This is a genomic window from Cellulomonas sp. Root485, assembly GCF_001426705.1.
In the GTDB taxonomy this organism is placed as follows: Bacteria; Actinomycetota; Actinomycetes; order Actinomycetales; family Cellulomonadaceae; genus Cellulomonas.
The window spans coordinates 311,083-332,580 of record NZ_LMFC01000001.1; the positions used below are offsets into that span (position 1 = coordinate 311,083).

Consider the following 21,498-nt stretch of genomic DNA (forward strand, 5'->3'; position numbering starts at 1 on the left):
CGTCTCAGTCCACCGCCCGCAGGAAGGACCAGAGGTGTCCCTCCAGGTCGTACGCGCTGTACACGCGGTACCCGTAGTCCTGGTCGACCGGCTCCTGGCAGACGTCCACGCCGGCGTCCACCGACCGCCGGTGGTGCGCGTCGACGTCGTCCACCAGCACGGCGACCGAGGCGGTGGTCGCGCCGACCGTGCCGGGGGAGGCCAGCCGGTACGCGTCCTGCTCCGGGTGCAACCAGATCACGCCGTCGCCGGCATGGACCTCACCGTGCACCGCCCGCCCGTCGCCGTCGCGCACGAGGTCGCCGGGCAGGAGCCCGAACCTCTTCACCAGCCACGCCTGCGCCGCGCCGACGTCCGCGTACACCAGCAGCAGGATGCGCTGCTGCGCGGGAGGTTCGAGGGTGGTCAGCTCGTCGAGGACGGCAACGAGGTCGGTGCCTCCGGCCGCGAGCGCCCCCGCGACCTTCGAGCGCAGCCGGGCGGTCGCGTCGAGGCGGGCGTCGAGGGCTGCCAGGTGTGCCTCGAGGGCGGTCGTCGGGTCCCAGGCGGGATCGTCGAGCGCACGCCGGACCTCGGCGAGGTCCATGCCCAGCCGGCGCAGCAGGCCGACCCGGTAGAGCCGCTCCTCGTCGGCGGCGTCGTAGATCCGGTGCCCGGCCGGGCTGCGGCCCGACGGGGTCAGCAACCCGATCTGCTCGTAGTAGTGCAGCGTCCGGACGGTCAGCCCGGTCGCCTCCGCCAGCTCGCCCACCCGGTGTCCCGTCGTCATGCGACCGACGCTAGGACCTCACGCCGCGTCAGGAGCAAGAGCCGTGCTCAGCCGTCGTCGCGACGCTGCCAGCGGAACGTGCGGATCCCGACGACGAGGGCGGCGACCGCCCACACGAGCAGGACCGCGGCGGTCGCCGGGTGCTGCCAGGAGCCGCTGACCTCCCACGACTCGGCACTCGGCGGCAGGAAGACCGAGCGCATGCCCTGCGCCATCCACTTCAGCGGGAACACCGACGCCACCTGCTGCATCCAGGTCGGCAGGTCGTTGAACACGAAGAACACGCCGGAGATGAACTGCAGCACGAGGACGATCGGGGTGACGACCGCGCTCGCGGACTTCCCCGAGCGGGGGACCGACGAGAACGCCACCCCGCAGAGCGTGCCGGCCGCGGTGCCCAGCACGAACACCCACGCGAACGTGGCCCAGGCGGTCGCCGTCGTGGGCATCGGGACCCCGAACAGCACGGCCGCCGCCGCCAGCAGCAGGGCCGTCTGCACGAGCGAGGTCACCAGCACCTCGCCGGTCTTGCCGAGGAAGAACGCGGACGACGGCAGCGGGGTGCCGTGCAGGCGCTTGAGCCCGCCGTCGTCGCGCTCGACCGCGATGGAGATCGCGAGGTGCTGGAAGCTGGAGAGCATGATGCCCGTCGCCAGCATCCCGGGCAGGAAGTACTGCGCGAACGGGATCCCGGGCTCGGGCCCGACCGTCGCGCCGTCCTGCCCGAAGACCGTCGCGAAGATGGCCAGCATGATGATCGGGTACGCGAAGATGAAGACGACCGCGTCGCGCTCGCGGAAGAACGTCCGCACCTCGTAGCCGGTCCGGGCCATCCCGAGCCGCAGCACGCCGGGCAGCCGGGTCCGCGTGTCCACGCTGCTCATGAGTCGGCCCTGTCGATCAGGCTCAGGTACACGTCCTCGAGCGTGGGGCGCAGCACCTGCAGCCCGGGGACCTCTCCGCCGAGCGCGTCGGTCAGCTCGACCACGGTGCGCGTCGGGGTGTCGGTCCGGACCTCGCGCGGCTGGCCGTCCTGCGTCCAGCGCACCACCGCCTGCCGCGCGGTGCGGCCTCCGAGGTCCGCGGGCGGACCTTCCGCCACGACGCGCCCGTCCCGCACGACCACCACCCGGTCGGCGAGGCGCTCGGCCTCCTCCAGGTAGTGGGTCGTGAGCAGGATCGTCGTGCCGTCGGCCGCGAGCGACTCGACCAGGTCCCAGAACGAGCGCCGCGCCTGCGGGTCGAACCCGGTCGTCGGCTCGTCGAGGAACAGCAGCTCAGGACGGCCGACGATGCCGAGGGCCACGTCGAGCCGCCGCCGCTGACCGCCCGAGAGCTGCCGCGCGCGGGTGCGCACCTTGTCCTGCAGCCCGACCGACGCGATCACCTCGTCGGGGTCGCGCGGGTCCGGGAAGAACCGAGCGAAGTGGCGGACCAGCTCGGCGACCGTCGCCTCGGCGAGGTCGTTGTTGCTCTGCAGCACGATGCCGAGTCGCGACCGCCAGGCCCGGTCGCCGTCCTGCGGGTCCCGCCCGAGCACCTGCACGTCGCCGCCGTCGCGCGACCGGTAGCCCTCGAGGATCTCCACGGTCGTCGTCTTCCCGGCGCCGTTGGGCCCGAGGATCGCCACGACCTCGCCGTGCGCCACGTGCAGGTCCAGGCCGTCGACCGCCCGCTTCTCGCCGTAGACCTTGCGGAGTCCCGTGACCTCGACGGCGTGCGGCACGACCGCTACTCGGCCTCGGCCAGCAGCGCCTGGATCCGCGTGACGCCCTCGACCAGGTCGGCGTCGCTCAACGCGTAGGACAGCCGCAGGTACCCGCTCGGCCCGAACGCCTCACCGGGCACCACCGCGACCTCGGCCTGCTCGAGGATCAGCGTGGCCAGCTCCGCCGACGTCCGCGGGGTGACCCCCCGGATCGTGCGCCCCAGCACGCCCTCGACGGAGGGGTAGACGTAGAACGCGCCCTGGGGCGCGGGGATCCGCACGCCGTCGATCTGCGACAGCATCTCGACGATGGTGCGCCGACGACGGTCGAACGCGGTCCGCATCTCCTCGACCGCGGCCAGGTCTCCCGTGAGCGCAGCGATAGCGGCACGCTGGGACACGTTCGCGACGTTCGACGTGAGGTGCGACTGCAGGTTCGTGGCGGCGGAGATCACGTCGGCGGGGCCGATCATCCAGCCGACCCGCCACCCGGTCATCGCGTAGGTCTTGGCGACGCCGTTGAGGACGATCGTCGTGTCCGCCAGCTCCGGCACCGCGCGCACGATGGGGGTGAACACCGCGTCGTCGTAGGTGAGGTGCTCGTAGATCTCGTCGGTGATGACCCAGATGCCGTGCTCGAGGGCCCAGCGTCCGATCGCCTCGGTCTGCTCGGGGGAGTACACCGCGCCGGTCGGGTTGGACGGGGAGCAGAACAGCAGGACCTTGGTCTGCGGCGTGCGCGCGGCCTCGAGCTGCTCGACGGTCACCAGGTAGCCCTGGTCGACACCGGCGAACACCTCGACCGGTACGCCGCCGGCCAGCCGGATCGCCTCGGGGTACGTGGTCCAGTACGGGGCGGGCAGCAGCACCTCGTCACCCGGGTCCACGATCGCCGCGAACGACTGGTAGACCGCCTGCTTGCCCCCGTTGGTGACCAGGACGCTCGACGGCTTCACCTCGTAGCCCGAGTCGCGCAGGGTCTTCGCGGCGATCGCCTCGCGCAGCGCGGGCAGACCCGCGGCGGGCGTGTAGCGGTGGTTCACCGGGTCCTTCGCCGCCGCGATCGCCGCGTCGACGATGTACCCGGGGGTCGGGAAGTCGGGCTCCCCGGCGCCGAAGCCGATCACGGGGCGGCCGGCGGCCTTGAGCGCCTTCGCCTTGGCGTCGACCGCCAGCGTCGCGGACTCGGCGATCGCGGCCAGTCGGGCGGACACGCGGGGACGGGGGGAGGTCTGCTCGCTCACGGGGCCCATAGTGGCAGAGGTCACGTCGGCTCGTGCCAGCCGATATCGGTGGGTGAGCACGGATGTCCGGGGACGCCCACGGACCCCGTCCGGAGGTCGTCGGCGACGGTTCGACCCACGGGCGCTCGTCGCGTACAGTGGACCCCCGGCGGTTGACGTCCGCCATGATGAGCCGTGCCCCGGAGAACTCCGGTAGCTGCACGGACCCCCTCCGGGTGGTGTCCGTGAGTGTCGCGCGGGTTGTGTCATGGAGGCCAGGCCGCCGTAGGGCAGTGGCGCAATTGGTAGCGCAGCGGTCTCCAAAACCGCAGGTTGCAGGTTCGAGTCCTGTCTGCCCTGCGCACGCGTCTGGTCCTCCGGGTTCGCCCGGTGGCCCAGGAGAAGCGAGCAGGACCGCCGGTCGGTCCGGCGCGACGCGTCGGCCCGTCCGTCCGTCAGGTTCCGCACGGAGCCTGACCACCACGAGACGTAGGGGTCAGACGTGAGCGAAACAGCACCGGCTGCGGCGTCCGACGCCGAGGGTTCGGCGGCACGCCCGTCCGCGCCCAAGGCCGCCCGCAAGGGCGACTCGCGTGGCGGACTGTTCGCGCGCATCGCGCTCTTCGTCCGTCAGGTCGTCGCAGAGCTGAAGAAGGTCGTCCGGCCCACGCGGTCGGAGCTGATCACCTACACGAGCGTCGTGCTCGTGTTCGTCGCGGTGGTCATGGCCTTCGTCACCGTGGTCGACCTGGGCATCGGCAAGCTCACGTTCTGGGTCTTCGGAGGCTGACATCGCTCGGGGCTCCGGCCCCGACAACGAGGACGTCGCCCCACCAGGGTCGAGCACACATCGCACCGGCACGCCGGGGCGCACACGCAGGAGAAAGCAGGTTCGCACGTGTCGCAGGAGTCGCAGGAGCCCACCACGGGCGCCGAGGCGGAGCTCGAGGACGCCATCGCGTCGGTCGAGGCCGTCGAGTCGTCGGCTGTCGAGGACGCCTCCACCGAGGATGTCAGCGCCGACGCCACCGAGAGCGACGAGCCGGCCGACGAGGGTGCTGAGCCTGCCGCCGACGAGGCTGACGACGAGGTCCCGGCCGACGAGGCCGAGGCTGAGGACGAGCCCGACGTCGAGGAGGACCCGGTCGCCGCGTTCAAGGCGCAGCTCCGGAGCCAGCTCGGTGACTGGTACGTCATCCACTCCTACGCGGGCTACGAGAACCGCGTGAAGGCGAACCTCGAGAACCGCCGCCAGAGCCTGAACATGGAGGACTTCATCTACGCGGTGGAGGTCCCCATGGAAGAGGTCGTGGAGATCAAGAACGCGCAGCGCAAGGTCGTCAAGCGCGTCCGGATCCCCGGGTACGTCCTGGTCCGCATGGACCTCACCGACGAGTCGTGGGGCGCCGTCAGGCACACGCCGGGCGTCACGGGCTTCGTCGGCCACACGCACCAGCCCGTGCCGCTGACGCTCGACGAGGTCTTCTCGATGCTCGCGCCGTCGCTGGAGCCCAAGCAGCCGACCACGGCCGCCGGTGCCGCCAAGGCCGCCTCGCAGATCAAGGTCGACTTCACCGTCGGCGAGTCGGTCACCGTCACGGACGGTCCGTTCGACACGCTGCCCGCCACGATCTCCGAGATCAACGCCGAGAACCAGAAGCTCAAGGTCCTCGTCTCCATCTTCGGCCGGGAGACCCCGGTCGAGCTGTCCTTCAGCCAGGTCGCCAAGATCTGACTGACGCTTCCCCGCGTCTGCGGGTGAGCACTGCAACCGGGTCATCGCCCACGGCGTCGGCCCACGACACGAACGGAAGTAGCAATGCCCCCGAAGAAGAAGGTCACCGGCCTGATCAAGCTCCAGATCAAGGCCGGCGCGGCCACTCCTGCGCCGCCCATCGGTCCGGCGCTGGGCCAGCACGGCGTCAACATCATGGAGTTCTGCAAGGCGTACAACGCGGCCACCGAGGCGCAGCGCGGCAACGTCATCCCCGTCGAGATCACGGTGTACGAGGACCGCTCGTTCACCTTCATCACGAAGACGCCGCCGGCCGCTGAGCTGATCAAGAAGGCCGCGGGTGTCGCCAAGGGCTCCCCGACGCCGCACACCGTGAAGGTCGCCACGCTCACCAAGGCGCAGATCAGCGAGATCGCGAGCACCAAGCTCGAGGACCTCAACGCGAACGACCTTGCCGCGGCCGAGAAGATCATCGCGGGCACGGCCCGCTCGATGGGCATCAAGGTCGAGGGCTGAGCGACGCTGTGGACTGAGCGCTGCTCAGACCGACAGTGCACGACAGCGAGCTGAACCCGGCTCGCTGAGACATGTGGAAGGGCCTGAACAGCCCGACTGACCACGACAGGAGAACAGCATGGCCAAGCACAGCAAGGCGTACCGCGCCGCGGTCGAGAAGATCGAGGCGGACCGCCTCTACAGCCCGCTCGAGGCTGTCCGGCTCGCGCAGGCGACGTCGACCACCAAGTACGACTCGACCGTCGAGGTGGCGTTCCGCCTCGGTGTCGACCCGCGCAAGGCGGACCAGATGGTCCGCGGCACGGTCAACCTGCCTCACGGCACCGGCAAGACCGCGCGCGTCATCGTCTTCGCGACGGGCGAGCGTGCCGAGCAGGCCCGTGCGGCCGGCGCCGACGAGGTCGGTGGCGACGAGCTGATCGACAAGGTCGCGGCCGGGTACACCGACTTCGACTCCGCCGTCGCGACGCCCGACCTCATGGGCAAGGTCGGTCGACTGGGCAAGGTCCTGGGCCCGCGTGGTCTCATGCCGAACCCGAAGACCGGCACCGTGACGATGGACGTGGCCAAGGCCGTGTCCGACATCAAGGGCGGGAAGATCGAGTTCCGCGTGGACCGTCACGCGAACCTGCACTTCATCATCGGCAAGACCTCGTTCAGCGAGTCGGCGCTCGTGGAGAACTACGCCGCCGCTCTCGACGAGATCCTGCGTCTGAAGCCGTCCGCCTCGAAGGGTCGCTACATCGCCAAGGCGACGTTCTCGACGACGAACGGCCCCGGCATCCTCGTCGACCAGAACAAGACGCGGAACCTGCTCGAGGAAGACGCCGCCTGACGGTAGCGCCAGCACGACGAAGGCCCGGTCCCCCCTGCGGACCGGGCCTTCGTCGTTCGTGGGTGACCGGCTGCTAGTACGGCAGCCACTGGGTCAGGCAGGTACCGCCCTCGCTGGAGCACTCCAGCCGCAGCGGCCCGTCCGGGTGGACGTCGAACCGGAAGTACCCCACGTCGTCGGTCTCGATCGTCGCGACGACACCGTCGGGTGTCCGCAGGCTCACCCGGCCCGGCGTGGCCGGCAGCAGCTGACCCTCGATCGACGTCGACTCGATCTCCACCTCGACGCCGAGGTCGTGGCCCTCGAACACGAGCGTGCGCGAGGTCCCGCCGGAGCGGTCCCGGACGCCGGCCGGTGCGTCGAGCGCGGTGGAGTCGTAGACGAGCTCGAGCAGCAGGAGGTCCATCTCCAGGCCGGCGCGGGCCTCGACCATGCCGCGATGGGCGCGGAACGCCACGTCGGCGCTGGCGACGACCCGGTCGTAGGTCTCCCGCTCGGCGAGGGCGGTGGTCAGCTCCGCACCGAGCGCTTCGTCGTCGGCCCAGGGCGAGCCACTGGGGCCCGTGGAGCGGGCGCGGTCATCCGAGTGCCAGGACATCGCGTCCTCCTTCATCAGCCGTGGAGGCCGTCCAGGCCCGCACGTAGTTCTTGATCGCCGCCGTCTGTCGCAGGCGGGCGAGTCCACGACCCCGGGTGGGGCCGATCGAGCCGACGGGAACGCCGAGCTTGTCCGCGATCTCCGCGTAGCTGAGCGGTGGGTCGACCGCGAGCATGAGGAGGATGTCGCGCTGGTGCGACGGCAGCTCCGCGAGCCCCTCGCGCAACGCCCTCTCGCGCTCGACCGCCAGCATCCGCTCGTCGAGGTCGGAGTCGGAGACGCCGTCCAGCCGCCCGGTCTGCGGGTCGACCGGCACGGTGCGCCGGTTCACGTTGGTGACGCGGATGCACTCGTGCCGCGCCGTCGTGGCGATCCACCCCGGCAGGGCGTGCGGGTCGCGGAGCTTCTCGAGGTTCTCGAGCAGGTTCAGCCATACCGTCTGTGCGACGTCCTCCGCCTGGTGCGGGGTGAGCCGGAACTGGCGCACCCGCGCGACCACGGCCGGGGTGAACCGGCGCACGATCTCCGACCACGCGCGGGAGTCGCCCTCGAGCGCGCCCGTCACCAGGGCGGGGACGTCCCACCTGCGGTACGGATCCTCGTCGTCCATGTCTGGATCCCTTCGTCGTGCGGCCTGGAAGCCATCATGGCCTGGTCGCAGCAGGGTGCCCAGCACGTTTACACGCCCGGCAGGATCGAGAAGGCCTGGCCGAAGTCGGGCAGCGGGCGCCCCATCGACAGGAGCTGGATGTAGGCGGGGCGTGGCTCGAGGCCACGCTCGTTCATGATCCGTGCGACGGCGCCGACGATCTGCGGGGCCGCGAAGGACGTGCCGCTCCACCGGGCGAAGGAGTCCGGCCCGAAGGTCGCGGGCTCGTTGGTGAAGTCGGGCGACTGCTCACCGGCGACGTAGGGAGCGAGGATGCCTTCGCCGACGGTCGCGCAGTCGACCCACCAGCCGCGGCTGGAGAACACGCTCGGCCGGAGGTCGGCGGTCAGGGAACCCACGGCGACGACCCGACGGAACGCGGCGGGCCACGTCGGGACCGTGTCCCCGAAGTTCCCGGCGGCGGCGACGATGAGCACGTCCTGCCCGCGCTCCTTCTCGATCTCGCGCACCACCTCGAGGGCGGCGGCGATGGCGAGCGACGGCTGGTCGAACTGGGTCTGGGTGCCGAGCGAGAGGTTGACCAGCTGGGCCCCGTCGCGCACGGCGGCGATCAGCTTGCACGCGACCTCGATCTCGCTGCCGGTGCCGCCCGCGCTGAGCGCGCGGTAGACGGAGATGTCGACGCCGGGGGCCACCTGCGCGACGATCCCGCTGACGAAGGTGCCGTGGCCCGCGGACAGGTCGAGCAGGCCGTCGGCCGGGTCGTTGTCGAGGGGGTCGATGTTGACGTCGTTCACGTCGGTCGCGGCGTCATCGGCCGGCTGGCGGGGGATCTCGGTGAGCCAGCCGTCGCCACGGATGACCGCGTCGATACCGGTGTCCACCACGGCGACCCGAGCGCCGCTGCCGTCCCCGGTGGACACCTCCACGTACTCGGGGAACGTCTCCGCGGCCGGCGCGGCGACGGCGCTCGACGTCTTCATCACCGGCGCGAGCGGGGTGATGTGCGTCAGCGAGGCTGCGAATCCCCGCGCACGCAGCTCGGCCACCGTGTCCTCGAGGTGCTCGGCGGTGGTCGGAGCCGAGGTGACGACGCGTACGAGCCGGCTCTCGAGCTCGGCGCAGCCCAGGGGAGCGGGTGCGAGGCCACGCCGGGTGACGTAGGCGCGAGCGTTCGGGTCGGACCAGGTCAGGGTGGTCAGCAAGAGCTCGCCGCTGATCACGATCGCCTCTTCGCCGCGTTCCTTGCGGCGGACGGCCAGCTGGGTGCCGCGGCTGCGGATCCAGCGGTCCTGGACCGCAGTGTTCAGGCGACGGCGCAGACCTGCGTCGGTCTTGCGCTGGGACAGCTCGTCGACCTGTCGTCGGACGGCTAGGCGCACGTCCGACGGGACCGCCTCACCTGCGCGCAGGCGACGGTACTGATCGCCGAACGGCTCGCCGCCGGCTCCGGGCTCACGGCCCGAGGAGATGCTCACATCTGCTCCCTGTGTGTCTGCCTAGAATTCGAAGAATGGTGCCGCCCGCCGACGTCAGCGAACATTCCCCGCCGACCGGCGAGGCCTTCTCTGTTCCAGAGGGCCGAGACGCGCTCGTGATACATGTGCAGCGTCTGATGGAGTCCGCGGACCTCCATCCGCGAGCCGTGGCCGACCAGGCGACCGACATGGTCGCCCGTGCCCGGCGGCTGCACGACCCCGAGCTGTTGGGCCTGAGCCTACGGGTGCTCGCCTGGACATATCGGTCACTGTGGGACGAAGCGTCCGCGCGTCGCCTCCTCGACGAGGCCGTGCGCACGAGCCGCAAGCACGGCCTCGCCCACGTGGAGGCGAGCGCCCTGGTCAGCCGCGCCACGGTGCTCCAGGAGATGGGCCGCACGTCCGCCGCCGCACGCGATCTCGACGACGCGCTCGTGGCGGTCGACCGCGCGGAGATGGACCCGGCCGAGAGGGCGCTGCTGCACGGGCGGATCCGGCTCTCGCGAGCGGTCCTGGAGCAGAACGCGGGGCGTCTGCTGGCGGCGGAGCAGCGCTACCGGGCGCTGCTGGCGGAGGGTGGGCTGGACGTCAGCCGGACGGTCATCGCGACGAACAACCTCGCGATGCTGCTGGCCGAGCGGGGTGCGTTCGACGAGGCGCTGCTGCGGGCGGACGCCTCCGTCGACCTCTGCGACCAGGCACCCGGGCTGCTCGCGCCGGCCATCCAGACGCGGGCGTGGATCGCCGTCCGGGCCGGGCGGCTGCGCGAGGGCATGCACGACTTCGAGCGGGCGGCCCAGGCGTACTCCGACGCCGGGATCCCGTTGGGCGAGTACTACACGGAGTTCGCGGACGCGATGATGGACCTGCGCCTGCTCCCGGAGGCCGCGACGGCGGCGGCGAACGCCGTCCGCGAGCTCGAGGCGTCGGGCGTCTCGCTCATGGCGACCGAGGCGCAGCTGCGTCTCGCGCGCATCGCGCTGCTCACCGGTGACCTCGCCTCGGCACAGACCCATGCGGACGCGGCGGCGGAGGCGGCCCGCCACCAACGACGCGCCGGCTGGCGCGACCGGGCGGTCCTCGTCGGGGTCGAGGCCCGGCTCGAGTCGCGGTCCGTCGGGGTGGCCGAGGCCGGCACCGCACGCCGCGCGGCCGGCCGGCTGGAGCGCGCCGGGAACCTGCACAGCGCCGTCGAGGCGTACTTGGTCGCGGGGCGGGTGGCCCTCGCCGTCGACCGGCCGCGCGACGCGATCGTCACGCTCGGCCGGGCCGGAGACCTCGCCCGCGACGGGCAGGTGCTGGTGCGCCTCCGGGGGCGCCTCGCCGGAGCGCTGGCCGCGCGCGCCGCCCGCCGTCCTGCCGCGACCCTCGTCGAGTGCCGTTCCGGTCTGCGGGATCTCGCGGTCCACCGGTCCGCGCTGCCGACGATCGAGCTGCGCGCGCTCGCGTCGGGGCACGGTGCCGAGCTCGGGGAGATCGGCCTCGGCGTCGTCCTCGCAGGAGGGTCTCCCGCCAAGGCCCTCGCGTGGATGGAACGGACGCGGGCAGCGGCCCTGCTCACGAGGTTCCCCGCGTCGGACGTGCCGATGGCCGACCGTCGTGCGACGAGCGTCGTGACCGGGGACTCCGGCCAGGGCCGGGGCATCGCGGTGGCGGACAGCGCCCCGCGGGTGTCCGCCGAGGACTGGGCGCGCAAGGGCCGGGCGAGCGAGGGGAGCAGCGTCCCGCGCTTCCGTGGCCTGGCGGCGCTCCGGGAAGCGCTCGACGGCCGCACGCTCGTCGAGTTCGGGAAGTTCGAGGGCCGGCTGGTGGCGGTCGTCGTGGAGCCTCGCCGGGCGCGGCTCGTGGAGCTGGGCGCCGAGCAGGACGTCGCCACGGAGCTCCGGCCGCTGCTGTTCGCGCTGCGCCGCCTGGCCAACCCGCGTGGAGGTGCCGCGGCGGACGCCGCGCGCGCGAGCGCCGACCTGCGCATCGCCCGCCTGCGGGACCTCCTGATCGCACCGCTGGGGGTGGGCGTCCACGACGAGCTGGTCGTCGTGCCCGTCGGGATGCTGCACGGTGTGCCGTGGTCCTGCCTGCACGACGGCCCGCTCGCCCAGGCGCCGTCCGCCACGTTCTGGGTCCGCACGCGCCTCGCCGCACAGGAACGCGACGCCGCCGGCCGGACGGTCCTCGTGGCGGGTCCGGACCTGACAGGGGCGAGCGAGGAGGTCGAGGCCCTGCGTGCCGTCCATCCCGGCGCTCACGTGCTCGTCGACGCCGGCGCGGGTGCCGGGGAGGTCGTCGACGCGCTGGCCGACGCCGACCTCGCGCACCTGGCGTGCCACGGCTCACCGCGTGCCGACAACCCGATGTTCTCCTCGCTGCTCCTCGCGGACGGTCCGGTGACGGTCCAGGAGCTGCACGGTGCCGGCGTCGCGCCGCACCGCCTGGTGCTCGCGTCGTGCCACTCGGGGGCCGACGTGGCGTATGCGGGCGACGAGGTGCTCGGCTTCGTCAGCGCCATGCTCGCGCAGGGGACGGCGGGGGTCGTCGCCAGCATCGCGGCGGTGCCCGACGTGGCCGCGGTCGACCTGATGCTCGAGCTGCACCGGGGCCTGCGGGACGGGCTGACGCTCGCGCGGGCGCTGCACGCGGCCCGCGGACGCGTCGACCGGTCGACGCCCGAGGGGTTCGTCAACTGGTGCACGTTCAGCGCCCACGGCGCCGCCTGAGCGCGGATTTGGTCGGCCTCGGACCGTGCCGTACTCTGGGACCACCCAAAGACCGCCGGTCGTCGACCGTGTCGTGCGCACGCAGTGCTCGCGGCCCGATCGCCCGAAGTCCCGCAGCAGCGGAGGCCAGCGCAGGTGAGAGTTCCCGGATGGCTCGGCTTCGTGCCGAGCTGCCTGCCGAGCCCCGCGCCTGCGCGGGGCTCTTTCGTTTGCGGGGCGTGACGACCGGTGGCACCACCATCGGAAGGATTGCCATGGCGAGGCCGGACAAGGCAGCCGCTGTCGCAGAGCTCACGGACCTGTTCCGTGACTCCAACGCGGCCGTGCTGACCGAGTACCGCGGGCTCACCGTTGCGCAGCTCAAGAAGCTGCGCAAGGCGCTCAGCGGCAACGCAACCTACGCCGTGGTGAAGAACACGCTGACCGCGATCGCGGCCAAGGATGCCGGCCTCGAAGGCCTCGACGACGCGCTCACGGGCCCGTCGGCGATCGCCTTCGTCTCCGGTGACCCGGTCGAGGCCGCCAAGGGTCTGCGTGACTTCGCCAAGGCGAACCCCGCACTGGTCATCAAGGGCGGTGTCCTCGACGGGCGCGCCCTGACCGCTGCGGACGTCACCAAGCTCGCGGACCTCGAGTCCCGTGAGGTTCTGCTGGCCAAGGCGGCCAACGTGTTCAAGGCGTCGCTGTTCCAGGCGGCCTACCTGTTCACCGCGCCCGCCGCTCAGGCTGCACGCACCGTCGACGCGCTCCGGCTCAAGCTGGACGAGTCGACCGAGGTCGCTGCCTGAGCCATCCGGCACAGGCGTACTGAACCCCCCCGCTCGGGACGGCCGCACCGGCCCCCGGGCATCGATCGGAAGGAACCGCCACCATGGCGAAGCTCACCACCACCGAGCTCATCGACGCGTTCAAGGAGCTCTCCCTCATCGAGCTCTCCGAGTTCGTGAAGGCGTTCGAGGAGACCTTCGAGGTCACCGCTGCTGCTCCCGTCGCCGTCGCGGCCGCGCCCGGCGCCGGCGGCGGCGCTGCCGAGGTCGAGGCCGAGGAGGAGAAGGACTCGTTCGACGTCGTCCTCGAGGCCGCCGGTGACAAGAAGATCCAGGTCATCAAGGAGGTGCGCGTCCTGACGTCCCTCGGTCTGAAGGAGGCCAAGGACGTCGTCGACGCCGCCCCCAAGGCCGTCCTGGAGGGTGTCACCAAGGAGGCCGCCGAGAAGGCCAAGGCGCAGCTCGAGGCCGCCGGCGCCACCGTCACCCTCAAGTGATCGCCGCCTTCGTGCCGGTCGGTCCGCCGGCGGCACGGAGGTAGCACGCAGCTCGCACACGAGGCCCGCTTCCCGACAGGGAGGCGGGCCTCGTCGCGTCGGCGCCCCCGTCCGGATGGGGGACGGACTTTCGCGGTACCGCCACGTGTGCCACCATGTGCGCGGCGCCAACGTCGTCGCCGTGCGGGCGGAGCCGCCCGTTCGTACCGGACGCCTCAGGGTCCGTCGCCCGACTTGTCGGGTGACGCCAGGAGGTGTCGATGCCGGGTGGACTTTGACCCTGCGGCCGAGTATGCTAGCGCTTTGCGCTGGCCTGTGCCCGCGATCCCGTATAACCCGAGCCCACCTTCGTCGTCAAGACACGACGTCGTGGGGCTCGCCGGCCGGGGGATCGCGCCTAGCCAGGACCAGTGCAGCGTGCACTCGATCCGCTGGGAAGGACCCCTCTTTTGGCTGCCTCGCGCACCCCTTCTGCTCCGACCGCCGACGCCATCGCGAACCGCACCGCCTCTCGCCGTATCTCCTTCGCCAAGATCCACGAGCCCCTCGAGGTCCCGGACCTGCTCGGTCTGCAGACGGAGAGCTTCGACTGGCTGCTCGGCAACGAGAAGTGGCAGGCCCGCGTGGCCCTGGCCCTCGAGGCCGGTCGGCAGGACGTTCCCGAGACCGCTGGTCTCGAGGAGATCTTCGAGGAGATCTCGCCCATCGAGGACTTCGGCGGATCCATGTCGCTGTCGTTCCGCGAGCACCGCTTCGAGCCGCCGAAGTACACGGCCGAGGAGTGCAAGGAGAAGGACTTCACCTTCGCCGCACCCCTCTTCGTGACGGCGGAGTTCGTCAACTACACCACCGGTGAGATCAAGAGCCAGACGGTCTTCATGGGTGACTTCCCGCTCATGACCGAGCGCGGCACGTTCATCATCAACGGCACCGAGCGCGTCGTCGTCTCGCAGCTCGTCCGTTCGCCCGGCGTCTACTTCGAGCGCACGGCCGACAAGACGTCCGACAAGGACGTCCTCACGGCCAAGGTCATCCCGAGCCGTGGTGCCTGGCTCGAGTTCGAGATCGACAAGCGCGACAACGTCGGCGTCCGCGTCGACCGCAAGCGCAAGCAGAACGCCACGGTGCTGCTCAAGGCGCTCGGCATGACGGACGCGGAGATCCGCGAGGAGTTCGCCAACTACCCGGCCGTCATCGACACGCTGGACAAGGACCACGTCCAGACGCAGGACGAGGCGCTGCTCGACCTCTACCGCAAGATCCGCCCGGGCGAGCCGCCCACGGTCGAGGCCGGCCGCGCGCTCATCGAGAACTTCTACTTCAACCCGAAGCGCTACGACCTGGCGAAGGTCGGCCGCTACAAGCTGAACAAGAAGCTCGGCCTGGACGTCCCGCTCGCGGACTCGGTGCTCTCGCGTGACGACGTCGTCGCCACGATCAAGTACCTCGCGTCGCTGCACATCGACCTGCCGTCCCTGCCGGGCACGCGTGCCGGCGAGGCCGTCGAGATCCGCGTCGAGCCCGACGACATCGACCACTTCGGCAACCGTCGCATCCGCGCGGTCGGCGAGCTCATCCAGAACCAGGTCCGCACGGGCCTGTCGCGGATGGAGCGCGTCGTGCGCGAGCGCATGACGACGCAGGACGTCGAGGCGATCACGCCGCAGACCCTGATCAACATCCGCCCCGTGGTGGCGTCGATCAAGGAGTTCTTCGGCACGTCGCAGCTGTCGCAGTTCATGGACCAGAACAACCCGCTCGCGGGCCTGACGCACAAGCGTCGCCTGTCCGCGCTCGGCCCGGGTGGTCTGTCCCGCGACCGCGCCGGCATGGAGGTCCGTGACGTCCACCCGTCGCACTACGGCCGCATGTGCCCGATCGAGACCCCGGAAGGCCCGAACATCGGCCTCATCGGCTCGCTCGCCACCTACGGGCGGATCAACCCGTTCGGCTTCGTCGAGACCCCGTACCGCAAGGTCATCAAGGGCAAGGTCTCGGACGAGGTCCACTACCTGACCGCCGACGACGAGGACCGCCACGTCATCGCGCAGGCCAACGCCCCGCTCAAGGCGAACGGTGCCTTCGAGGAGGACCGCGTCCTGGTCCGCGTCAAGGGCGGCGAGATCGAGTACGTCGCCGGCGAGGCCGTCGACTACATGGACGTCTCCCCGCGCCAGATGGTGTCGGTGGCCACGGCCCTGATCCCGTTCCTCGAGCACGACGACGCCAACCGTGCCCTCATGGGTGCCAACATGCAGCGCCAGGCCGTCCCGCTGGTCCGTTCCGAGGCCCCGCTCGTGGGTACCGGCATGGAGCGTCGTGCGGCCATCGACGCGGGCGACGTCATCGTCGCGACGAAGCCGGGTGTCGTCACCGAGGTGTCGGCGGACCTGATCGTCGTCGCCAACGACGACGCCACCACGTCGACGTACCGCGTCGCCAAGTTCCGTCGCTCCAACCAGGGCACCTCGTACAACCAGCGCGTGCTGGTCGACACCGGCGCGCGCGTCGAGGTCAACTCGGTGCTCGCCGACGGCCCGGCCACGGACGAGGGCGAGCTCGCGCTCGGCCGGAACCTGCTGGTCGCGTTCATGTCGTGGGAGGGCCACAACTACGAGGACGCGATCATCCTGTCGCAGCGCCTCGTGCAGGACGACGTGCTCTCCTCGATCCACATCGAGGAGCACGAGGTCGACGCGCGCGACACCAAGCTCGGCCCGGAGGAGATCACTCGGGACATCCCGAACGTCTCCGAGGAGGTCCTCGCGGACCTGGACGAGCGCGGGATCATCCGCATCGGTGCCGAGGTCGGCGCCGGCGACATCCTCGTCGGCAAGGTCACGCCCAAGGGCGAGACCGAGCTGACCCCGGAGGAGCGGCTGCTCCGCGCGATCTTCGGTGAGAAGGCGCGCGAGGTCCGCGACACGTCGCTCAAGGTCCCGCACGGCGAGTCCGGCACGGTCATCGAGGTCCGCACGTTCAGCCGTGAGGACGGCGACGAGCTGCCCGCCGGCGTCAACGAGCTGGTCCGCGTGTACATCGCGCAGCGCCGCAAGATCACGGACGGCGACAAGCTCGCCGGCCGTCACGGCAACAAGGGCGTCATCTCCAAGATCCTGCCGGTCGAGGACATGCCGTTCCTCGCCGACGGCACCGCGGTCGACGTCGTCCTCAACCCGCTCGGTGTCCCCGGCCGCATGAACGTCGGCCAGGTCCTCGAGACGCACCTCGGCTGGGTGGCCAAGCAGGGCTGGGACATCGAGATCGCCGAGGGCGACGACCTGTCCTGGCGCGACGACGTCCCCGCGATCGCCTCGAAGTCGCCGGCCGGCAACCCGGTCGCGACGCCCGTGTTCGACGGTGTCCCGGAGACGACCCTCACCGGTCTGCTCTCGGCCACGCTGCCGAACCGTGACGGTGTGCGCACCGTGGGCGGCGACGGCAAGGCGCGCCTGTTCGACGGGCGTTCCGGCGAGCCGTTCCCGGACCCGGTCGCGGTCGGCTACATGTACATCCTCAAGCTGCACCACCTCGTCGACGACAAGATCCACGCTCGTTCGACGGGCCCGTACTCGATGATCACGCAGCAGCCGCTGGGTGGTAAGGCGCAGTTCGGTGGCCAGCGGTTCGGCGAGATGGAGGTCTGGGCCCTGGAGGCGTACGGCGCTGCCTACACGCTGCAGGAGCTCCTCACCATCAAGTCGGACGACGTCCCCGGACGCGTCAAGGTGTACGAGGCGATCGTCAAGGGGGAGAACATCCCCGACTCGGGCATCCCGGAGTCCTTCAAGGTCCTCCTCAAGGAGATGCAGTCGCTCTGCCTGAACGTGGAGGTGCTCTCCTCGGACGGCGTCTCCATCGACATGAAGGAGAACGACGACGAGGTCTACCGCGCAGCGGAGGAGCTCGGCATCGACCTGTCCCGGCGTCCGAACGCCAGCAGCATCGAAGAGATCTGACGTCGAGCCTGCCGCCCTTCCGTGAAGGGTGGGCGGCGGGCCCGCACCTTAAGCACCATTTCCGTTCAGCCGGGTCACCCGGCAAGCGAAGGAAGTAGGACCCCCCTTGCTCGACGTCAACGTCTTCGACGAGCTGCGTATCGGCCTTGCCTCGGCCGACGACATCCGTGCCTGGTCGCACGGTGAGGTGAAGAAGCCCGAGACCATCAACTACCGGACCCTGAAGCCGGAGAAGGATGGCCTGTTCTGCGAGAAGATCTTCGGTCCCACCCGGGACTGGGAGTGCTACTGCGGCAAGTACAAGCGCGTGCGCTTCAAGGGCATCATCTGCGAGCGCTGCGGCGTCGAGGTGACCCGCTCGAAGGTCCGTCGCGAGCGCATGGGTCACATCGAGCTGGCCGCGCCCGTCACGCACATCTGGTTCTTCAAGGGTGTGCCGTCGCGCCTCGGCTACCTGCTCGACCTTGCCCCGAAGGACCTCGAGAAGGTCATCTACTTCGCGGCGTACATGATCACGTGGGTCGACGTCGACGGTCGCCACGAGGACCTCCCCAACCTCCAGAACGGGATCGACCTGGAGAAGAAGGAGATCTCGGACCGCCGCGACAACGACATCAACACCCGCGCCACCAAGCTCGAGGCCGACCTGGCCGAGCTGGAGGCCGAGGGTGCCAAGGCCGACGCGCGCCGCAAGGTGCGCGACTCGGCCGAGCGCGAGATGGCTCAGCTGCGCAAGCGTGCCGACCTCGAGCTCGACCGTCTGGACGCGGTCTGGGACCGCTTCAAGAACCTCAAGGTCGCGGACCTCGAGGGCGACGAGATGCTGTACCGCCAGCTCCAGGACCGGTACGGCAACTACTTCGAGGGCTCGATGGGCGCTGCGGCGATCCAGAAGCGTCTCGAGGCGTTCGACCTCGAGGCCGAGTCCGACTCGCTGCGCGAGATCATCAAGACCGGCAAGGGCCAGCGCAAGACGCGCGCCCTGAAGCGGCTCAAGGTGGTCAACGCGTTCCTCACGACGACCAACTCGCCCACCGGCATGGTGCTGGACGCCGTCCCGGTCATCCCGCCGGACCTGCGTCCGATGGTCCAGCTCGACGGTGGCCGGTTCGCCACCTCGGACCTGAACGACCTGTACCGCCGCGTGATCAACCGGAACAACCGCCTCAAGCGGCTGCTCGACCTGGGCGCGCCCGAGATCATCGTCAACAACGAGAAGCGGATGCTCCAGGAGGCCGTCGACTCGCTGTTCGACAACGGCCGCCGTGGCCGTCCGGTGACGGGTCCGGGCAACCGCCCGCTCAAGTCGATCTCGGACATGCTCAAGGGCAAGCAGGGTCGGTTCCGTCAGAACCTGCTCGGCAAGCGCGTCGACTACTCGGGCCGTTCGGTCATCGTCGTCGGCCCGCAGCTCAAGCTCCACCAGTGCGGTCTGCCCAAGCAGATGGCTCTCGAGCTGTTCAAGCCGTTCGTGATGAAGCGCCTCGTGGACCTCAACCACGCGCAGAACATCAAGTCGGCCAAGCGCATGGTCGAGCGCGCGCGCCCCGTCGTCTGGGACGTGCTCGAAGAGGTCATCACGGAGCACCCGGTGCTGCTCAACCGCGCACCCACGCTGCACCGTCTGGGCATCCAGGCGTTCGAGCCCCAGCTGGTCGAGGGCAAGGCGATCCACCTGCACCCGCTCGTCTGTGCCGCGTTCAACGCGGACTTCGACGGTGACCAGATGGCCGTCCACCTGCCCCTGAGCGCCGAGGCGCAGGCCGAGGCCCGCATCCTCATGCTCTCGAGCAACAACATCCTCAAGCCGTCGGACGGTCGTCCGGTGACCATGCCCTCGCAGGACATGATCATCGGCCTTTACCACCTGACCAACGACAAGGACGAGGCGCTCGGTCACGGCCGCTCCTTCAGCACCGTCTCCGAGGCGGTCATGGCGTTCGACCAGGGTTCCCTGGACCTGAACGCCGTGGTCAAGATCCGCTTCGACGACCTCGTGCTGACCGAGGAGGACGCACCCGAGGGCTGGACCGAGGGCGACACCCTCATCCACGAGACGACGCTCGGTCGTGCGCTGTTCAACGAGCTGCTGCCCGTGGACTACCCCTACGAGAACGGCGTCGTCGACAAGAAGCGCCTCTCGGTCATCGTCAACGACCTGGCCGAGCGGTACCCCAAGGTCGAGGTCGCTGCGTCCCTGGACGCGCTCAAGGAGGCCGGCTTCCGCTGGGCCACCCGCTCGGGCGTCACGATCTCCATCTCGGACGTCGCGACCCCGGCGGCCAAGGCAGCCATCCTCGAGGAGCACGAGGGACGTGCGGCGAAGGTGCAGGGCCAATACGAGAAGGGCCTGATCACCGACGACGAGCGTCGTCAGGAGCTCATCGAGATCTGGACGCAGGCCACCGACAAGGTCGCCAAGGCCATGCAGGAGAACTTCCCGCGCCAGAACACCGTCTACAAGATGGTCGGCTCGGGTGCTCGCGGTAACTGGATGCAGGTCCGCCAGATCGCCGGTATGCGTGGCCTCGTCGCCAACCCGAAGGGCGAGATCATCCCTCGCCCGATCAAGTCGAACTACCGCGAGGGGCTGTCGGTCCTCGAGTACTTCATCGCGACGCACGGTGCCCGCAAGGGTCTGGCGGACACCGCTCTGCGGACCGCCGACTCGGGCTACCTGACCCGTCGTCTGGTGGACGTCTCGCAGGACGTCATCGTCCGTGAGGACGACTGCGGCACCGAGCGTGGTCTGACCATGCCGATCGGCGTCCCGGGTTCGGACGGCGCGCTGCGTCGTCACGACAAGGTCGAGACGAGCGTCTACTCGCGCACGCTGGCGACGGACGTCGAGATCGACGGCGAGGTCATCGGTCACGCCGGTGACGACGTCGGCGACGTGCTGCTGGACCGCCTCCTCGAGGCCGGTGTCACCGAGATGAAGATCCGCTCGGTGCTCACCTGCGAGTCCCGCGTCGGCACCTGCGCGCGCTGCTACGGCCGTTCGCTGGCCACCGGCAAGCTCGTCGACATCGGCGAGGCCGTCGGCATCATCGCGGCCCAGTCGATCGGTGAGCCCGGCACGCAGCTGACGATGCGTACCTTCCACACCGGTGGTGTGGCGTCGGCCGACGACATCACGCAGGGTCTGCCGCGTGTCCAGGAGCTCTTCGAGGCCCGCACCCCCAAGGGTGAGGCGCCCATCGCGGAGTTCTCGGGCCGCATCGCGGTCGAGGAGGGTGACCGTTCGCGTCGCCTCGTCCTCACGCCGGACGACGGCTCGGAGGAGATCGCCTACCCGATCACCAAGCGTTCGCGCCTGCTGATCTCGGACGGCGACCACGTCTCCGTGGGCACCCAGCTGGTCCAGGGTGCGGTCGACCCGAAGAAGGTCCTGCGCATCCTCGGCCCGCGTGCGACGCAGAAGCACCTGGTCGACGAGGTGCAGGTCGTCTACTCCTCCCAGGGTGTGGACATCCACGACAAGCACATCGAGGTCATCGTGCGGCAGATGCTGCGCCGCGTGACGGTCCTCGACTCGGGCACCACCGACCTGCTGCCCGGCGAGCTCGCCGAGCGTGGGCGCTTCGAGGACGCGAACCGCGCTGCGGTGTCCGAGGGCGGTCAGCCGGCGTCGGGTCGTCCGGAGCTCATGGGCATCACGAAGGCGTCGCTCGCGACGGACTCGTGGCTGTCGGCGGCCTCCTTCCAGGAGACCACCCGGGTGCTCACCGAGGCCGCGATGTCGGGTCGTTCCGACCCGCTGCTCGGCCTCAAGGAGAACGTCATCCTCGGCAAGCTCATCCCGGCCGGGACGGGCCTGCCCCGCTACGGCAACATCGCGGTGGAGCCCACCGAGGAGGCGAAGGCCGAGCTGTACCCGACCTTCGGCTACGACGAGATCGACTTCCCCGCCCTGGGCCTCGGCTCCGGCGAGGCGATCCCGCTCGAGGACATCGACTTCGGCGACTACCGCTGATCGGTTCTCCAGCCTGACCCCGGAGGGGCCCACCGCACAGGTGGGCCCCTCCGGGCGTCTCTGGGCCTCCCGCTGGGCCCGTGGGCCCGCCGCGCCGGGCGTCCGTGCCGACA

The 21,498-nt window shown here is 70.5% G+C and carries 16 protein-coding genes and 1 tRNA gene; 10 read left to right on the plus strand and 7 right to left on the minus strand.

Annotation, left to right across the window (positions count from 1 at the left end):
- Nucleotides 1-4: 4 nt before the first annotated feature.
- Genes ASD16_RS01520 through ASD16_RS01535 form a run of 4 tightly spaced genes read right to left on the minus strand, consistent with a single transcriptional unit; the run spans nucleotide 5 to nucleotide 3,730 of the window.
- Nucleotides 5-769, minus strand: a complete 765-nt coding sequence (locus ASD16_RS01520) for a MerR family transcriptional regulator (RefSeq protein WP_055912110.1) — start codon at nucleotides 767-769, stop codon at nucleotides 5-7.
- A gap of 47 nt (nucleotides 770-816) precedes the next feature.
- Complete coding sequence (locus ASD16_RS01525; protein WP_055912112.1) at nucleotides 817-1,653, minus strand: ABC transporter permease; 837 nt, start codon at nucleotides 1,651-1,653, stop codon at nucleotides 817-819.
- Nucleotides 1,650-2,495 (minus strand): ABC transporter ATP-binding protein, encoded by an 846-nt coding sequence (locus ASD16_RS01530; protein WP_055912114.1) that lies wholly within the window; start codon nucleotides 2,493-2,495, stop codon nucleotides 1,650-1,652. The genes ASD16_RS01525 and ASD16_RS01530 overlap by 4 nt, the downstream gene beginning before the upstream one ends.
- Nucleotides 2,496-2,500: 5 nt before the next feature.
- Entirely contained in the window at nucleotides 2,501-3,730 is a 1,230-nt protein-coding gene (locus ASD16_RS01535) for a pyridoxal phosphate-dependent aminotransferase (protein WP_055912116.1), read from the minus strand.
- 257 nt (nucleotides 3,731-3,987) lie between these two features.
- Here ASD16_RS01535 and ASD16_RS01540 point away from each other — a divergent pair.
- The 5 genes from ASD16_RS01540 to rplA all read left to right on the plus strand — a co-directional run bounded on the left by ASD16_RS01540 (nucleotide 3,988) and on the right by rplA (nucleotide 6,786).
- Nucleotides 3,988-4,060, plus strand: a tRNA-Trp gene (locus ASD16_RS01540).
- A gap of 142 nt (nucleotides 4,061-4,202) precedes the next feature.
- A complete protein-coding gene (secE, locus tag ASD16_RS01545; protein ID WP_055912119.1) occupies nucleotides 4,203-4,490 on the plus strand; it encodes a preprotein translocase subunit SecE in 288 nt (95 codons plus the stop codon).
- 108 nt (nucleotides 4,491-4,598) lie between these two features.
- Nucleotides 4,599-5,435, plus strand: a complete 837-nt coding sequence (gene nusG, locus ASD16_RS01550) for a transcription termination/antitermination protein NusG (RefSeq protein WP_055912121.1) — start codon at nucleotides 4,599-4,601, stop codon at nucleotides 5,433-5,435.
- Between the two features lie 84 nt (nucleotides 5,436-5,519).
- A complete protein-coding gene (rplK, locus tag ASD16_RS01555; protein ID WP_055912123.1) occupies nucleotides 5,520-5,951 on the plus strand; it encodes a 50S ribosomal protein L11 in 432 nt (143 codons plus the stop codon).
- A gap of 118 nt (nucleotides 5,952-6,069) precedes the next feature.
- A complete protein-coding gene (gene rplA / locus ASD16_RS01560; protein WP_055912124.1) occupies nucleotides 6,070-6,786 on the plus strand; it encodes a 50S ribosomal protein L1 in 717 nt (238 codons plus the stop codon).
- Nucleotides 6,787-6,859: 73 nt separating this feature from the next.
- Here the strand turns inward: rplA and ASD16_RS01565 are convergent, their stop codons facing one another.
- The 3 genes from ASD16_RS01565 to ASD16_RS01575 form a co-directional block, all read right to left on the minus strand.
- Nucleotides 6,860-7,384: a hypothetical protein gene (locus tag ASD16_RS01565; RefSeq protein WP_055912126.1), complete on the minus strand. Its 525-nt coding sequence runs from the start codon at nucleotides 7,382-7,384 to the stop codon at nucleotides 6,860-6,862.
- Nucleotides 7,365-7,994, minus strand: coding sequence for an RNA polymerase sigma factor (locus ASD16_RS01570; RefSeq protein ID WP_055912128.1), 630 nt, complete (start codon nucleotides 7,992-7,994; stop codon nucleotides 7,365-7,367). The genes ASD16_RS01565 and ASD16_RS01570 overlap by 20 nt, the downstream gene beginning before the upstream one ends.
- 68 nt (nucleotides 7,995-8,062) lie before the next feature.
- Nucleotides 8,063-9,472: a S8/S53 family peptidase gene (locus ASD16_RS01575; RefSeq protein ID WP_055912129.1), complete on the minus strand. Its 1,410-nt coding sequence runs from the start codon at nucleotides 9,470-9,472 to the stop codon at nucleotides 8,063-8,065.
- Nucleotides 9,473-9,639: 167 nt separating this feature from the next.
- Between ASD16_RS01575 and ASD16_RS01580 the strand changes: the two genes are divergently transcribed.
- The 5 genes from ASD16_RS01580 to ASD16_RS01600 all read left to right on the plus strand — a co-directional run bounded on the left by ASD16_RS01580 (nucleotide 9,640) and on the right by ASD16_RS01600 (nucleotide 21,385).
- Nucleotides 9,640-12,186, plus strand: a complete 2,547-nt coding sequence (locus ASD16_RS01580; protein WP_235523069.1) for a CHAT domain-containing protein — start codon at nucleotides 9,640-9,642, stop codon at nucleotides 12,184-12,186.
- Nucleotides 12,187-12,440: 254 nt separating this feature from the next.
- On the plus strand, nucleotides 12,441-12,974 hold the full coding sequence (gene rplJ, locus ASD16_RS01585) for a 50S ribosomal protein L10 (protein ID WP_055912133.1): 534 nt from the start codon (nucleotides 12,441-12,443) through the stop codon (nucleotides 12,972-12,974).
- 83 nt (nucleotides 12,975-13,057) lie between these two features.
- Nucleotides 13,058-13,450: a 50S ribosomal protein L7/L12 gene (gene rplL / locus ASD16_RS01590; RefSeq protein ID WP_055912134.1), complete on the plus strand. Its 393-nt coding sequence runs from the start codon at nucleotides 13,058-13,060 to the stop codon at nucleotides 13,448-13,450.
- Between the two features lie 449 nt (nucleotides 13,451-13,899).
- Entirely contained in the window at nucleotides 13,900-17,409 is a 3,510-nt protein-coding gene (gene rpoB / locus ASD16_RS01595) for a DNA-directed RNA polymerase subunit beta (RefSeq protein WP_055912135.1), read from the plus strand.
- A 106-nt stretch (nucleotides 17,410-17,515) separates the two neighbouring features.
- On the plus strand, nucleotides 17,516-21,385 hold the full coding sequence (locus tag ASD16_RS01600) for a DNA-directed RNA polymerase subunit beta' (protein WP_055912136.1): 3,870 nt from the start codon (nucleotides 17,516-17,518) through the stop codon (nucleotides 21,383-21,385).
- Nucleotides 21,386-21,498 lie beyond the last annotated feature (113 nt).

What these genes read in the sequence shown, in the direction of transcription:
- ASD16_RS01525 (WP_055912112.1), bottom strand. Translation starts at nt 1,653, where the DNA reads ATGAGCAGCGTGGACACGCGGACCCGGCTGCCCGGCGTGCTGCGGCTC.
- ASD16_RS01520 (WP_055912110.1), bottom strand. Translation starts at nt 769, where the DNA reads ATGACGACGGGACACCGGGTGGGCGAGCTGGCGGAGGCGACCGGGCTG.
- ASD16_RS01565 (WP_055912126.1), bottom strand. Translation starts at nt 7,384, where the DNA reads ATGTCCTGGCACTCGGATGACCGCGCCCGCTCCACGGGCCCCAGTGGC.
- ASD16_RS01570 (WP_055912128.1), bottom strand. Translation starts at nt 7,994, where the DNA reads ATGGACGACGAGGATCCGTACCGCAGGTGGGACGTCCCCGCCCTGGTG.
- rplJ (WP_055912133.1), top strand. Translation starts at nt 12,441, where the DNA reads ATGGCGAGGCCGGACAAGGCAGCCGCTGTCGCAGAGCTCACGGACCTG.
- rplL (WP_055912134.1), top strand. Translation starts at nt 13,058, where the DNA reads ATGGCGAAGCTCACCACCACCGAGCTCATCGACGCGTTCAAGGAGCTC.
- ASD16_RS01535 (WP_055912116.1), bottom strand. Translation starts at nt 3,730, where the DNA reads ATGGGCCCCGTGAGCGAGCAGACCTCCCCCCGTCCCCGCGTGTCCGCC.
- rplK (WP_055912123.1), top strand. Translation starts at nt 5,520, where the DNA reads ATGCCCCCGAAGAAGAAGGTCACCGGCCTGATCAAGCTCCAGATCAAG.
- rplA (WP_055912124.1), top strand. Translation starts at nt 6,070, where the DNA reads ATGGCCAAGCACAGCAAGGCGTACCGCGCCGCGGTCGAGAAGATCGAG.